General features: G+C 59.4%; 14 protein-coding genes. 6 read left to right on the plus strand and 8 right to left on the minus strand.

Annotated elements, in window-relative coordinates:
- Positions 1-242: 242 nt before the first annotated feature.
- The 3 genes from ftsX to ftsY are packed head-to-tail and all read right to left on the minus strand — an operon-like array spanning position 243 to position 3,866.
- A complete protein-coding gene (ftsX, locus tag G5229_RS07510; protein ID WP_005342860.1) occupies positions 243-1,196 on the minus strand; it encodes a permease-like cell division protein FtsX in 954 nt (317 codons plus the stop codon).
- Positions 1,196-1,864 (minus strand): cell division ATP-binding protein FtsE, encoded by a 669-nt coding sequence (gene ftsE / locus G5229_RS07515; RefSeq protein ID WP_005339995.1) that lies wholly within the window; start codon positions 1,862-1,864, stop codon positions 1,196-1,198. Before ftsE ends, ftsX begins: the two co-directional genes overlap by 1 nt.
- Positions 1,865-1,922: 58 nt before the next feature.
- A complete protein-coding gene (gene ftsY, locus G5229_RS07520) occupies positions 1,923-3,866 on the minus strand; it encodes a signal recognition particle-docking protein FtsY (protein ID WP_421208896.1) in 1,944 nt (647 codons plus the stop codon).
- A 110-nt stretch (positions 3,867-3,976) separates the two neighbouring features.
- Here ftsY and rsmD point away from each other — a divergent pair, with 110 nt between their 5' ends.
- Positions 3,977-4,606, plus strand: a complete 630-nt coding sequence (gene rsmD / locus G5229_RS07525) for a 16S rRNA (guanine(966)-N(2))-methyltransferase RsmD (protein WP_124930360.1) — start codon at positions 3,977-3,979, stop codon at positions 4,604-4,606.
- Positions 4,590-4,901: a DUF1145 domain-containing protein gene (locus G5229_RS07530; RefSeq protein WP_042052536.1), complete on the plus strand. Its 312-nt coding sequence runs from the start codon at positions 4,590-4,592 to the stop codon at positions 4,899-4,901. Before rsmD ends, G5229_RS07530 begins: the two co-directional genes overlap by 17 nt.
- 798 nt (positions 4,902-5,699) lie before the next feature.
- Here G5229_RS07530 and G5229_RS07535 read toward each other — a convergent pair.
- From G5229_RS07535 to G5229_RS07555, 5 genes are all read right to left on the minus strand, one after another.
- The gene (locus G5229_RS07535) at positions 5,700-6,686 is read right to left on the minus strand and encodes a helix-turn-helix transcriptional regulator (protein ID WP_005339987.1); all 987 of its coding nucleotides are present in this window, start codon (positions 6,684-6,686) and stop codon (positions 5,700-5,702) included.
- A gap of 290 nt (positions 6,687-6,976) precedes the next feature.
- Positions 6,977-7,363, minus strand: coding sequence for a SirB2 family protein (locus tag G5229_RS07540; RefSeq protein ID WP_421203295.1), 387 nt, complete (start codon positions 7,361-7,363; stop codon positions 6,977-6,979).
- Positions 7,360-9,216: a monovalent cation:proton antiporter-2 (CPA2) family protein gene (locus G5229_RS07545; protein ID WP_128816427.1), complete on the minus strand. Its 1,857-nt coding sequence runs from the start codon at positions 9,214-9,216 to the stop codon at positions 7,360-7,362. Before G5229_RS07545 ends, G5229_RS07540 begins: the two co-directional genes overlap by 4 nt.
- 67 nt (positions 9,217-9,283) lie before the next feature.
- Entirely contained in the window at positions 9,284-9,880 is a 597-nt protein-coding gene (locus G5229_RS07550; RefSeq protein WP_005339958.1) for an NAD(P)H-dependent oxidoreductase, read from the minus strand.
- Between the two features lie 101 nt (positions 9,881-9,981).
- Complete coding sequence (locus G5229_RS07555) at positions 9,982-10,824, minus strand: LysR family transcriptional regulator (protein WP_199416573.1); 843 nt, start codon at positions 10,822-10,824, stop codon at positions 9,982-9,984.
- A 142-nt stretch (positions 10,825-10,966) separates the two neighbouring features.
- Between G5229_RS07555 and G5229_RS07560 the strand changes: the two genes are divergently transcribed.
- The 4 genes from G5229_RS07560 (at position 10,967) to G5229_RS07575 (ending at position 14,967) form a co-directional block, all read left to right on the plus strand.
- Positions 10,967-11,689 carry an SDR family oxidoreductase gene (locus tag G5229_RS07560; protein WP_005348556.1) on the plus strand — a complete coding sequence of 241 codons (723 nt, stop codon included), beginning with the start codon at positions 10,967-10,969 and terminating at the stop codon, positions 11,687-11,689.
- An 88-nt stretch (positions 11,690-11,777) separates the two neighbouring features.
- Positions 11,778-12,101, plus strand: a complete 324-nt coding sequence (locus G5229_RS07565; protein ID WP_204420131.1) for a hypothetical protein — start codon at positions 11,778-11,780, stop codon at positions 12,099-12,101.
- 46 nt (positions 12,102-12,147) lie between these two features.
- Positions 12,148-12,579 (plus strand): DUF411 domain-containing protein, encoded by a 432-nt coding sequence (locus G5229_RS07570; RefSeq protein ID WP_005339953.1) that lies wholly within the window; start codon positions 12,148-12,150, stop codon positions 12,577-12,579.
- Positions 12,580-12,813: 234 nt separating this feature from the next.
- Entirely contained in the window at positions 12,814-14,967 is a 2,154-nt protein-coding gene (locus G5229_RS07575; protein WP_368194872.1) for a S9 family peptidase, read from the plus strand.
- The last annotated feature ends 106 nt before the right edge of the window (positions 14,968-15,073 follow it).

Genomic DNA, 15,073 nt, shown 5'->3' on the forward strand with positions numbered 1-15,073 from the left:
TGCGGAGCTCGCAACCTTCACATGCTTGCCAAGTCTGACGAGCAAGGCAGAGGGGCCACACTCGTATAAATGCTTCAGCTTAATAGACTGCTTATAAATCAGAAGGTTCCACGGATCCAGCAAAGATCCGGAAGATCGCCGCTATTCAGAATACTCTGACTAAGGGGGTCAAGCCAGAAACGGAGCCTCTTTTACTTGATCCACCTCTCAAAATCCAGCGATTTACTTTGATAATAAATTAATCAGGATGGCTCTATATCTCGAATGTGACGATGAACCGAAAACCAGGAAGCAATCAGCCCCAGCAAGGCCCCCAGCAGGATCAGGTTCACCCCATCTACCAGACCCATGCCAACCAGCCGGAAGTTACTGTTATACAAGCCCGCCAGCTCCTTCACCACCCCTTCGCTCCAGATCACCATCACCTCGGTCAGCCACCATGCCAGCATGCCGCCGATCACCCCGAACCAGATGCCGGTATAGAGGAAAGGGCGATGGATGAAGGCATCGGTTGCCCCCACCAGCTTGAGCACCTCGATCTCTGAACGCTGGTTGAGGATGTTGAGACGCAGGGTGTTGCCGACGATCAGCAGCACGGCGGAGAGCAGCAGCACGGCGATACCGGTAATGGTGTGACGCAGCAGGTTCATGATCCCCTGCAGGCGGGTCAGCCACTGCAGATCCAGCTTGCCCTGCTCGACCCCATCCTCATTGTTTAGCTTGCCGAGCAACTCGGCGGCCCCTTCCGGATTCTGCCAGCGCGGATCCGGAATGACGCTCAGCACCGGCGGTAGCGGGTTGCTGTCCAGATAATCGAGGGCATCGCCGAAACCGGAGATCTCGCGAAACTCCCGCAACGCATCGTCACGGCTCAGGTAGGTGACCGAATCCACCTCGGGATAGAGCAGGATCCTGTGCTGCAGATCGAGAATGCTCTGCTCCGGCAGATCCTTGCGCAGATAGAGGGAGATCTGGGAGCTGTTCTGCCAGCTCCCCTCCACCACCTCGGCGTTTTTCAACAATACGTGGAAGCAGGAGGGCAACGCCAGACTGACACCGAGCACCGCCAGCGTCATCAGGGAGGCGAGCGGATTTCGCCACAGCTCCCCGAGACTGGCAAACGCCTGCCGCACATGGTCAACCCCGTACATCATCAGACGACGCAGCGGTGGTTGTTTATGACGAACAATAGCCATCAGAGCTCCTCCCCGGCCGAATACATGCGACCCGCCTTGAGGGTCAGGGTGCGATAGCGCATGCGGGCGATCAGCCCCAGATCGTGAGTAGCAATCAGTACAGAGACCCCAAAATTGTTGAACTCCTGAAATAGCCGCATGATATCCATGGAGAGCTGGGGATCCAGGTTGCCGGTCGGTTCATCCGCCAGCAGCAGCGGCGGCTTGTTGACGATGGCACGGGCGATGCCGACCCGCTGCTGTTCACCCCCGGAGAGCATCCGCGGCTGGTAACGCTCCTTGCCGAGCAACCCTACCTTGTCCAATGCCGCCGCCACCCGCTTGTTGATGTCCGCATGGCTGTAACCATCGATCACCAGCGGCAGCGCTACGTTGTCGAACACGGTGCGGTCCATCAGCAGGCGGTGATCCTGAAAGATCATCCCGATCTGGCGGCGAACATAGGGGATCTGGCTGCGCTGGATATGGCTGACATCATCACCATGAAAGAAGACGCGACCATCGGTCGGACGCTCCATCACGCTGATCAGTTTGAGGAGGGTACTCTTGCCCGCCCCCGAGTGCCCGGTCAGAAAGGCCATCTCTCCCTTGCGCAGGTGAAAGCTGACCTTTTGCAGCGCCTGATGGCCGCCGCTGTATACCTTGCTGACCTTGTCAAAACGAATCATAACGGTTCCCTGACATTGACAAACCCCGACCGAAGTCGGGGTATGGAACACTTAATCATCACGGCTGAGCTGACTCATCGCGGCTGAAGAGCGCCTCGATGAAATCGTTGGCAACGAAGGGACGCAGATCGTCGATCCCCTCGCCCACCCCGATATAGCGGATCGGGATCTGGAACTTGTCGGCCACCGCGAAGATGACGCCGCCCTTGGCGGTGCCATCCAGCTTGGTGAGGGTGATGCCGGTCAGGCCAACCGCCTCGCTGAACAGCTTGGCCTGGCTCAGGGCGTTCTGGCCGGTGCCGGCATCCAGCGTCAGCATGATCTCGTGGGGGGCCTCTTCATCCAGCTTCTTCATCACCCGTACTACCTTCTTGAGCTCTTCCATCAGGTTGCTCTTGTTCTGCAGGCGACCGGCTGTGTCGGCGATCAGCACGTCAGCCCCGCGGGAGCGGGCGGCCTCGATGGCGTCATAAATAACGGAGGCGGAGTCGGCACCGGTATGCTGGGCAATCACTGGAATGTTGTTGCGCTGGCCCCATACCTGCAGCTGCTCGACCGCAGCGGCACGGAAGGTGTCACCCGCTGCCAGCATCACGCTCTTGCCTTCAGCCTGGAACTGCTTGGCCAGCTTGCCGATGGTGGTAGTCTTGCCGACGCCATTCACGCCGACCATCAGGATCACGTAAGGCTTCTTGCTGGTGTCGATCACCAGCGGCTGCTCCACCTTGGCCAGCATCTCGCCCATATCCTGTTTGAGCAAACCGTAGAGCGCCTCGGCATCCTTGAGCTGCTTGCGATCCGCGTGCTGCACCAGCCCCTCGATGATACGAGTGGTGGTATCCACACCGAGATCGGCGGTCAGCAGCTGGGTTTCCAGCTCTTCAAACAGCTCATCGTCGATCTTCTTGCCACGGAACAGGCCGAAGAAACCGGAACCGATATTCTCCTTGGTGCGAACCAGACTGCGTTTGAGGCGAGCAAAGAAGCCCTCCCGCTGCGGTTTGTCCTGGGTGTCGTCGTCCACCTTGGCGGCCAACGGCAGGGCAGCCAGTGCGGCAGCCTCAGCCTCCATCGCGGCGACCAGGCGCATATCTTCCGCTCGCTGGGCCTCTTTGGCGATACGGGCTTCTTCCGCAGCCTGAGCTTCAGCGGCAATGCGAGCCTCCTCCGCAGCGCGAGCTTCAGCAGCAATGCGAGCTTCTTCCGCAGCACGGGCTTCGGCAGCAATACGAGCCTCTTCCGCAGCGCGAGCTTCAGCAGCAATACGAGCCTCTTCAGCCGCACGGGCTTCAGCGGCAATACGAGCCTCTTCCGCAGCACGGGCTTCGGCGGCAATACGAGCCTCCTCTGCAGCGCGAGCCTCGGCGGCAATGCGAGATTCTTCCGCGACGCGAGCCTCGGCGGCAATGCGAGATTCTTCTGCGGCGCGAGCTTCGGCGGCGATACGAGCATCTTCTGCAGCGCGAGCCTCGGCGGCGATACGAGCATCTTCTGCAGCGCGAGCCTCGGCAGCAATACGAGCCTCCTCTGCAGCGCGGGCTTCGGCAGCGATACGTGCCTCTTCCGCAGCGCGAGCTTCGGCAGCAATACGAGCCTCTTCGGCTGCCTTGACCTCAGCGGCTTGCGCTTCTGCGGCAGAGCGAGCGGCTTCAGCGGCACGCTCCTCTTCGGCGATCAGCGCTTCGTTGACGATCACCGGCTCCAAATCGGAAGCGCACTCCTCCACCACCAGTGGGCCGTGGTCGTCCAGCTCGGTCGGCAGGCAGCAATCATCTTGCAAAACGGAATTCTGTGCGCTGGCAGGCACTTCGGCGCTGGCAGGCACTTCGGGGGCAACGGCCGGCGTACTATCGGAAACAGTGGTATCGGAAACGGGAGCGGGGGTAGCAGTGACCTCGGGCTCAACGGTAACGGGGGTGGCTTGGGGTGTCTGTGGTTGGACAGCCTCAGCCTCTTCTTTCTTGCGGCCGAAACCCAGCCAGGAAAACAAACCTTTTGCCATCTAAAAATACTCACATCAAAGGCTGACTGCTAAGATAGCCGTCCCTTGGCGGGTCGGCATAAAAATGAACCGCCTTATACTACCACTTTATTTTCTGACGATGAAACGCGATGCCCAGAGTGAAATCCAGCCGTAGCAACCCGAGCAAGAGTCCTGCCCCGCAAGGAAAATCGGGCTTTGTAAGAATCATCAGCGGCCAGTGGCGAGGCCGCAAATTGCCGGTCAAGGATGTGGAGGGGCTCAGACCCACCACGGATCGCGTCAAGGAAACCATCTTCAACTGGCTGGCCCCCCATATTCGCGGCACCCGCTGCCTGGATCTGTTTGCCGGCAGCGGCGGACTCGGACTGGAGGCGCTGTCGCGCTATGCCGAGCAGGTGACCCTGATCGAAATGGACAAAGGGGCCGCCGACCAGATCAAGAAGAACCTGACCGCTCTCGGCAGCAGTCAGGGTCAGGTGATCCAGTCAGATGCAGTGAGCTGGCTGCAAGGCCCGGCCACGCCGTTTGATCTGGTGTTCCTCGATCCGCCGTTTCGCCGCGAGCTGCTGCCGCAAGTGTGCGAACTGCTGGAGCAGCGCGGCTGGCTGGCAGCGGACGCCCTCATCTATCTGGAGCGGGAGAAGGAGATGGCCGATCTGGCGCTGCCCGCCAGCTGGCAACTACTCAAGGACAAACAAGCAGGTCAGGTCTGCTATCAACTCTATCTAAGAGAGGTAAACAATGAAGCGAGTCTTTAATCTGTTGGCGATGGGGCTGATATTGTTCTTCTGGTTTGGTGTGCTGATGAGCCTGATTGCCCCGCTGCCCGGCAAACTCAACGGCTTTCTGCCGGTCTGCGGCGTGATCGTCGCCCTGCTGCACTGGCTGCAGGCCAGCATGATCAAGGCAGCTTGCAAACGCTACTTCGCTGTCACCAAGGCCGAGTTTGTCACTGTGCTGATATTTGGCGTGTTTGGCATGGTCGACATTCGTCAGCGCTTGCAAGAGATCGTCAACGCCGCCCAGCGCGGCAATCTCTCGGACAAACCATAAAAGAAAAGGGGACGGCGGTAGCCGTCCCCTAGAGTCGTGTCGTCCTGTCCGTAGAACTGCAATGCTCCCTGCAATCCCTGACGTTATCCTAATCCTTTGGAATATCCCCTTTCCAATCCGTTGGCGTGTCCTGCGGCGTTCCTGGCCTGGCAATTCATCCTGAACTGCTTCCCTGTCTCCATCCTGGAGGTGTCCATTACCACGTCCTGTGGGGTTCCTTGCGTCTTCCTGACAGATAACCATCCGGGTTATCTCACTTCATCCTGAAGTATTCCTCTCGCATCCGGCGAGGTCCTGTTCATCCTGAAGAACGAGGTTCCGTTCGTTCTACTCCCATCCCGAGAGTGTCCTGCCGCATCCCGCGGTGTTCCTTGTCCACATCCTGCGGAATATTCCATCTTTATGCGCTGCCCTGCATCCTGCCGGACCAGCTCCGTCCTTGTGAGACCCATACTAAGGAAATGCGCCCCCCGAACAAGGGCCATCCGATGATAAAGATCCGATGCAGCTCTCATCCCAAAAAACAAACTTAAAAACTAACCCTTTAATATCAGTTATTTATTTAGTTTCACGGGAAAGTTCGATCATTCTGGCATGGCTTCGCGTACGGCTCAAAGCGCCAGCCTCTTACAGTCGCTATGGCAGATCTCTTACACGGGTTTCGCCCCCAAAAACGGGGCAGGAAAACGGTTCAATCCTGACGTTAAGACTTAAAAATTAGTTGAATAAATATGCTTAAAAAAACCGCAAAAAAAGAGCCGAGACCAGGCTCGACTCTTCAACATTCCAATTTTTTAATCAGCTCAAGCGGTTGGCCGGATTGAGATAGGCCTTGCGCAACGATTCCGGTGCCAGCACCTCCAGTTCACCGCCGATGTTGTTCAACCAGCTGCGAAACTCCGGGGTGTCCTGCACTTCGGTCTCCACCACCACGCTGCGCTTGTCATAGCGGGTCATGCGCGGATTGTTGCCGGGGATCTGGTTATCCACCAGCGACTGGCTGTTGGCATCGATCCGGCCGACGAAGCGGATCGGGCCGCTCACATCCTGATAGCCCTGATCGCGGATCAGCTTCTGGATATTGAAATCCTTCGGCTGGGTGGCGCTGAAGTTGGTCAGCTCCACGTTCTTGATATGGTCAAACGGGATGCCGTAAACCTTGGGATCCAGCTCGGATAGTGTGCAGAGCAGGATCGGCCCGTCCGGCTGATTGAGAATGCCGAGCGGGTTGATACGGTCGTAGCAGAGCCACACGGTGCGCTCTTTGATCACGCGCTGGATCTCGGCACTGAACTTGCGACCACGCCAGAGCGCATCGCGGATCAGGGTGCTGCGACGGATCTCCGGGTTGCCGGCAAACGGGCGCGGTGACTGGTGGACACTCTCCAGCCAGCGTTCGGCCAGTTCACTCTGGCTGTCGCGGATCACCTGGCTCGCCTTGTCGACCAGCGGATTCAATTCAGTCAGTACACTCGCCGGCAACAGTTGGCTCGCCTGATCACTCCAGGTTTTCAGGGCCACCGCCAGCGAGAGCGGCATGATATTGGCAAAGTCGTTGAGGCCGTGGCGCTCGAAGCACCAGCCATGGGGTTTGCTGCGCTCGTCCGAGGTGAGGTCGAACAGTCCCATGCCGGACATCTCCTCCAGGTCCCGTTGCACGGTACGCAGACTGACATGGATGCCTTCCTCTTCCAGTTTTACCTGAAGTTGGCTGGCGGTCAGCTTGTAAGGGCGGTGCGGGATGCAACGCGCCAAGGTCAGTTGTCGTAACAGCTTCTTACTCATGGTGCATGCCTTCACTGGTTTAGCGTTGACTGTATGCTAGTCGCAACTTGCGACAGTCTATGTCGTAAGTTTTGTAGCGACAACTGTCGCCATTTTCATACAAAACTACGTATATATATGATTTATAAGAAAAAATATGGATAAACACAGCTAACTTGACGTTTTCAGACAAGCTAAGCGTATCGAAGAAAACTAAGTGGAGAGGCAGGCTAACATAGAGGGGCGTAGGATTTTTCTGAATCTATTCTTTTGAGATAGCCGGAGGGAGGCAATCCTCCCTCCCAGCCAAATCACGTCAGCCACGACCAGGCTGACTTGGTGATGGCCGCACCGACCATGTAGCCAAACACCGCCAGTGCCGCCACACCGGCCACCAGCTTCTGACCGCGGGCCGGGCGCTTGAGCGCCATGACACCCAGACCGATATAGAGCACCAGTGCAATCAGCTTGGCCATCAGCCAGGGTTGTTGACCCGGGCTCAACTGCAAGGCCACCGCCAGCAACACACCAAACAGCAGCAGGAAGGTGTCGTTGATATGCGGCAGGATCTTCAGCCACTTCTGCTGCAACCGATCGCTGCCGGCCAGCGCCAGACTCCAGCGATAGATAAAGAGCAGCAGACTGACCAGCGCCAGCGTCATATGCAGGTGTTTAAACATGGGGTAATAGGCAATCATTTTGCTTCCTTGTCGTCGTCGGGTAACCCGCTGTTCCAGTTATGGGCATGGATACGCTCCTGCCCCTCCTCGTCGTCTTGCAACAGATCGGAGAGGATCTCCCGGTATTGCAGGCTCTTGTTGATATAAGTGTGCTCGTCGTCCAGATAGTTGACCTGCTCGCGCAACAGCCAGTTATCGTGCTGCTTGAAGGTCTGCCCCGCCCGCCAGGCCTGGTTGGCACGAAAACCGAGCTGGGTCAGGGCTTCCACCCCCAGATCGACCGCCGAGCCCAGGGTTTCCCGGTGTACGCTCTCGACCCCGTGGCGCAGGATCTCGTGGGCATGGGGTCGATCCAGCGCTCGCGCCAGGATCTTCAGGTGCGGGAAGTGCTTCTGCACCATCTCGATCACCGCCAGCGAGGTAGCCGGATCGTTGATGGAGAGCACCAGCAGCTTCGCCTTGTGCGCCCCGGCGGCATGGAGCAGGTCGATCCGGCTGGCATCGCCATAGAAGACCTGATAGCCGTACTTGCGCAGGGTCTCTATCTGGCTGGCATCCTGCTCGAGGATGGTGGTGCCGATGCCGTGACCATGCAGCAGACGCCCCACGATCTGACCGAAGCGGCCGAAGCCCGCGATGATCACCGGATGCTCCACCAGCTCAGGTTGCTCATGCTGCGGCGCATCGCTCTGGTTACGGTAATCGAACCAGGGCTGGATCACCCGATCATTGAGGATCAGCAGCAGTGGGGTGAGCGCCATCGAGAGCGCTACCACCAGCGTCAGCAGCGAGATGGTCTCACCGGGCAGCACCCTGTTTTGCGCGGCAAACGAAAAGAGCACGAAGGCAAACTCGCCCCCCTGTGCGAGCGCCAGCGCGAAGGTCCAGCGCTGGCTCGGCGAGATGCGGATAATGAAGCCGAGCGCCATCAGCACCAGCCATTTGAGCACCATCAGGCCAACCACCAGAGTGGGTATCAGGAAGGGGTGCTCGGCAAACAGCCCGAAGTCGATCCCCGCCCCCACCGACATAAAGAACAGGCCGAGCAGCAAGCCCTTGAACGGCTCAATGTCTGCCTCCAGCTCATGACGATATTCGCTGTCGGCCAGCACCACACCGGCGAGGAAGGAGCCAAGTGCAGGCGAAAGCCCCACCGACTCCATCAGCACAGCGATAGCGATCACCAGCAGCAGGGCGGCGGCGACGAAGATCTCCCGCATATGGGACTGGGCGATGGCACGAAACACCGGCCGCATCAGATAGTGGCCACCCAGCACGATGCCGGAGATGGCCGCGACCACCAGCAGACCATGCTGCCAACCCGCCAGCTCGGAGCCACCATTGCTAGCGACCGGCGCCATGGCCAACAGCGGCAGGATCGCCAGGATCGGAATGACCGCAATATCCTGAAACAGCAGCACCGCAAAGGCGGAGCGACCGCTCTCGCTCTGCATCAGCTTGCGCTCCTGCAGGCTCTGCAACACGATGGCGGTGGAGGAGAGCGCCAGAATGAGGCCGATGGCCAGCCCCTGTTGCAGCGGCAGACCAATCAGGTGCGCCACGCCGGTCAGTGCCGCCGTGGTGAGCAGCACCTGCAGGCCGCCGGTGCCGAGGATCGGCCCCTTCAACTGCCACAAGAGGGCCGGACGCAATTCAAGACCGACCAGAAACAGCATCAGCACCACGCCAAACTCGGCGAAGTGCATCACATCCTTCTGCTCCCCCACCAACCCCAGCAGAAAGGGGCCTATGATGATCCCCGCCAGCAGGTAGCCAAGCACCGAACCGAGCCCCCAGCGCTTGGCCAGCGGCACCGCGATGACGGCGGCAGAGAGATAGATAAAGGCATCAAACAGGATCCCGTGGCCCATCAGTCAGCCCTCCGTGTGAACATCAGATCCGGCTCATAAGCTCGGCCAACAAGCTGTCCGTGTTTCATCAGAGCACCTCCAGCAAGTCGCGCAGATAAGGGCGCCCGGCCAGTTGCTCTGGAGTCAGCTGATCGTCACGCAAGGCGCAAAGCAGCTGGCGGTAATCCTGTCCACAGCGGCGCAGGGCGGCGGGATCCTTGATCTTGTGAAAGGAGTGGAGCACGAAGGGGGGCAGCCAGTTCATGCCGCACAAGGTGGCAGCCTGCTGAAATGGCAGCAGAAAATCGAGCAGCGGTCGGCTGTTGTAACCCTCGCTGCAGTAGGACTCCGGCGCCCCGCCGGTGGTGATGGCGCTCAGCCACTGCTTGCCCTTGAGGGCGTGGGCTTCGGGGCCGTAGGCGTAGCCATACTCCAGCACCAGATCCATCCACTCCTTCATGATGGCCGGACAGGAGTACCAGTAAAACGGGTGCTGGAAGACGATGATATCGTGCTCACAGAGCAGCGCCTGCTCCCGCTTCACATCGATGAACATGTCGGGATAGTGCTGATAGAGGTCGTGAACCGTGACCCCCTCCAGCCCCTCAATCGCCTGCAACAGCTGCTTGTTGGCCCGCGAGCTCTGCAGAGCGGGATGGGAAAAAATTACCAGAATGCGTTTCATGACCACATCACCCGAACAAAGCCTTGCAGTGCAAGGCACGGTAAACAGAAAAGGGGAGTCTGGGGAGCTGCATCGTAAAGGTGCACAGGAAAGCGACCTTATCAGGAAGCGCCATAACCTGCCAACTCGGGGATCAGCTCCCGCAGCGCCGGATTGAGGGTCTGGTGGGCGGGATAGCAGAGCCCGATCCGGCGAAACATCCGCGGCCCGCTCACCGGCAGGGTACAGAGCCCCGCCTCATCCTCGACCAGCCCGTCCGGCAGAAAACTGATGCCGACCCCCGCCAGCACCAGCGCCATCACCAGCCCCTTGCTCTCGGCCTTGGCCACCAGATTGAGGGTAAGCCGGTCACAGGCCAGCAGGCCGATAGTCTGCTGATGGGCTTCGCAGGGCGGGCACTCAATAAAATCATAATGTTGCAGCTCGGCCAACTCGATCCTTTCGCGACTGGCCAGGGGATGATCGACCGGCACGCAGAGCACGTAATCCTCCTCCCACAGCGGCAGAAAGATCTCGTCCTCCCGGCGCAGGACATCCAGCGTCAAGCGGCAATCGGCGGGCGTAGCGTAGTCGGAGAGGGTGAGATCCAGCTGCGGCAGCACGCGCTGTACTTGCTGCAGCAGCCCGGCCACCCGGCGGCGACTCAAGTCCGGCATGATGGCGATATTGAGCCTCGCACGCGTCGCTTTCTGGCGAAACAGCTCCGGCAGACGGCGCGCCTCCTCCACCAGCTTGACTGCGTGAGGATAGAGATAGTGGGCCGGATCTTTCGCCACCACCCCTTTCTTGCCCCGGACAAACAGGCTGTCACCGAGCGCCTCTTCCAGCTGGCGCAGTCCCGCCGAGAGGGAGGGCTGGCTGACGTGGCAGCGCTCGGCCGCCGCCGTGATGTTCTTCTCTTCATAGATGGCGATGAAGAAACGCAGCAATCTCAAGTCCAGCATAAACCAACCATAGTTTTTTCAGATGATAACCAGCGGAAAACAATATTTATCACTTATAGATACAGTGACTATAGTGATTGGGTTCCGTGCTGGCCAGCCACCTGTTTGCTCAAACCGACTCTTGAATCAGAAGGAAAGACCCATGTCCAAATCTCTCGTCGTGATCACCGGCGCCTCCGCCGGGATCGGTGCCGCCATCGCCCGTGCCTTCTCTGCCGCCGGTCATCCGCTGCTGCTGCTGGCCCGCCGGGTCGAGCCGATGCAGGCGCTGAACCTGCCCGATACCCTCTGCATCGGGGTCGATGTGACCGACACCGCCGCCATGAAGGCCGCAGTCCAGCAGGCAGAAGCCAAATTTGGCCCGGTCGGCTGCATGGTCAACAACGCCGGCGTCATGCTGCTGGGTCAGGCAGATGTGCAGGATCCCGCCGAATGGCAGCAGATGCTCAACATCAACGTGATGGGGGTGCTGAACGGCGTCCACGCAGTGCTGGCAGGCATGAAGGAGCGCCGCAGCGGCACCATCATCAACATCAGCTCCATCGCCGGTCGCAAGACCTTCCCGAACCATGCTGCCTACTGCGCCACCAAGTTCGCCGTGCACGCCCTGACCGAGAACATCCGGGAAGAGGTGGCCGATGTCGGCGTGCGTATGGTGACCATTGCCCCGGGTGCGGTCGAGACCGAGCTGCTCAGCCACACCACTGACGAGAGCATCAAGGCCGGTTACCACGACTGGAAAGATCAGATGGGCGGCGTCATTGCACCGGAAGTGATCGCCGATGCCGTGCTCTACGCCTGGAACCAGCCTGCCAACGTCTGCGTGCGCGAGATCGTGCTGGCGGCGACCCGTCAGCAACCTTAATCCTGGCTGACTGACTCTATGGGGAGGGCTTGACCCTCCCCCGGGGCACAGGGTTACCATGTGCCCCTTGTTATTTTCGAGTCATTCCATGGTTCTCACCCGTCGCCAACTCGCTCACGCCCGTCGCTGGCTCCCCTTGTGGAGTCTGGTGCTGGTGTTGATGTCGTTTGGCAGTCGGGCCGCAACCGACCTCTGTACCCTGACCACCCACTGCAGCCAGAGCGAGCGAACCCTGGAAAAAGCAATGCCCTGCGGCAGCTTTACCACCGCCCTCTCGATGACGCTGGTAGGCAGCGACAGCCTGACGGTCGCCGTGCTGGAACCGGATACCCCCGACTTCGCCTCCCCCTCTCTCTTTATGCCGGACGCTCCGTGCGAGCGGCTCGAACGTCCCCCACGCACCCGGACCTGAAACGCATCCCGTATCGGGCATCTTTTCTTTCAATCTGAGGTGAGTGATGTACAAACCCCTGTTACTGGCCATGCTGGCCGGTACCGTCAGCTTTTCGGCTCTCGCGGCCGAGAAGATGACCGTCTACAAATCCAAATATTGTGGCTGTTGCCAAAGCTGGAACGAGCACATGGAGCAGAATGGCTTCGAACTGGAAGTCATCGAAACCGAACAGCTCGGCGCAGTGAAGCAGCAATACGGTATCGCGCCGGAACTGGCCTCTTGCCATACCGGTATCGTAAATGGCTATGTGATCGAGGGGCATGTACCGGCCGCCGATGTGCAGAAGCTGCTCAGGGAAAAACCGGCGATCCGGGGCCTGACCATTCCGGGCATGCCCCAGAGTGCGCCGGGCATGGATATTCCGGGCCATCCCTATGAGGTACTGAGTATCAGCAACGAGGGCGCGACCAACCGCTGGTCGAGCTACCCAGGCTGACGAAAACTGGCCATGAGAGGGCACTCCCATATCATGTGAGGCACACCTGAGCGGACTCTTGCCGCTCATGGCCAGAAAGAGGGCCGCTATCGCGAGATAGCGGCTTTTTTTGATTACATTTCCTGCAATAACAAGGGATTGCTTGCAACCACCGGCAACAAGGGGCAGATTTAACGCCAATTCATGGAGCCGATGCTCAGGTCTACCAACCCTTTCCAGCGCCAAGGATGCGACATGTTTACCTTTTCCCGAGGAGTTCTGCTGCTAGCCTTTCTGACAGTTCTCCCCCCCACTTATGCCAATGAAGAGCCCGCCATGCTGACAAGCGAACATCCAATCCAGCCGCCCGTGGCCGCCAAACATCCCCGCACTCTGAAAAAACACGGGGATACCCGCATCGACAACTACTACTGGCTGCGTGACGACGAGCGGCAGAAGCCCGAGGTGTTGGACTATCTCAAGGCCGAGAACGCCTATACCGAGGCCATGCTCAAGCCGACCCAACCCCTGCGCGAACAGCTTTACAAAGAGATGGTCGCCCGCATCCCCCAGCAGGATGAGTCGGTGCCCTATGTGAAGAACGGCTACCGCTACCAGACCCGCTATGAGCCGGGCAAGGAGTACGGGATCTATTCGCGCACCAAGCTCGGTGAAGAGCAGGCGAGCCTGCTGCTCGACAGCAACCTGCGGGCTGAAGGGCACGAGTTCTATGCCCTCGGCGCCCTTGAGGTGAGCCGCAACAACCGCTGGCTGGCGGTGGCGGAAGATTTCCTCTCCCGCCGTCAGTACCAGATCCAGTTCCTCGACCTGGAGAGTGGCCAGTGGGCCACCGACAAACTGGAAAATACCTCCGGCAATCTGGTGTGGGCCAACGACAACAAGACCGTCTTCTATGTGCGCAAGCATCCGCAGACCCTGCTGCCCTATCAGGTCTATCGCCATACGCTCGGGACGGATCCGGCCACGGACAAGCTGGTCTACGAGGAGAAGGATGACTCCTTCTACATCAGCCTCTACGCCACCACCTCGGAAGATTTCATCGTCATCGCCCTCTCCAGCACCACCACAGGCGAAGCACGGCTGATCGATGCCAACCAGCCGGAGCACGCCCCCCGCCTGTTCCTGCCCCGTCAGGTGGATCACGAATACAGCCTGGATCACTACCGCGGCCGCTTCTATGTCCGCTCCAACAAGGATGGCAAGAACTTCGGCCTCTACGAGACCAAAGAGAGCCCGGTCGATCGCTGGAAGGCGGTGATCGCCCCCAATCCGGACGTGCTGCTGGAGAGCTACGCCCTGTTCAAGGATTGGCTGGTACTGGAAGAGCGCAACAAGGGGCTGACCCGCTTGCGTCAGGTCAACTGGCAGAGCGGTGAGCAGAAGGAGATCGCCTTCGATGATCCCGCCTATGTCACCTGGCTCGCCTACAACCCGGAGCCGGATACCAGCGCCCTGCGCTATGGCTACTCCTCCATGACAACCCCCGCCTCCACCTATGAGCTGGACATGGCGAGCGGCAAGCGCACCCTGCTCAAGCAGCAGCCGGTGGCCGGCTTCAAGGCCGACCAGTACGCCAGCGAGCGGCTCTGGGTAACCGCCCGCGACGGCGTATCGGTGCCGGTGTCGCTGGTCTATCGCAAGGACAAGTTCAAGAAAGAGCAGGCCGATGCGCCCAAGAATCCGCTGCTGGTCTATGGCTACGGCTCCTACGGCGCCAGCATGGATCCCGACTTCAGCAGCTCGCGCCTGAGCCTGCTGGATCGCGGCTTCGTCTACGCCATCGCCCATATCCGGGGTGGCGAGGAGCTGGGCCGTCACTGGTACGAAGATGGCAAGTTGCTGAAAAAGCAGAACACCTTCAATGACTTCATCGATGTCACCAAGGCGCTGGTGGAGCAAGGCTACGGCGCCAGGGATCAGGTCTACGCCATGGGCGGCAGCGCCGGTGGTCTGCTGATGGGGGCCGTCATCAATCAGGCGCCCGAACTCTATCGCGGCGTGGTGGCGCAGGTGCCGTTCGTCGATGTGGTCACCACCATGCTGGACGAGTCCATTCCCCTCACCACCGGGGAGTATGACGAGTGGGGCAACCCGAACCAGAAGCGCTACTACGACTACATGAAGAGCTACAGCCCCTACGATCAGGTCAAGGCGCAAGCCTACCCCAACCTGCTGGTCACCACCGGGCTGCACGACTCGCAAGTGCAGTATTGGGAGCCCGCCAAGTGGGTCGCCAAGCTGCGCGAACTGAAGACAGATGATAACAAGTTGTTACTGAACACCGACATGGACGCCGGCCACGGCGGCAAGTCGGGCCGCTTCAAAGCCTACGAGGATATCGCGCTGGAATACGCCTTTATCCTGGATCTGGCCACCCCGGCCAACTGATCCATTATGACCTCGGCCCTTGTCATTCAAGGGCCGCATAAGAATCCTCTCGCAGTTTTTCCCTCTTCCATTTCCCTCCATATCAAATTAATCTTCGGCAAGAAAA

Source organism: Aeromonas sp. 602396 (assembly GCF_049173735.1).
Lineage (GTDB): Bacteria > Pseudomonadota > Gammaproteobacteria > Enterobacterales > Aeromonadaceae > Aeromonas > Aeromonas veronii_A.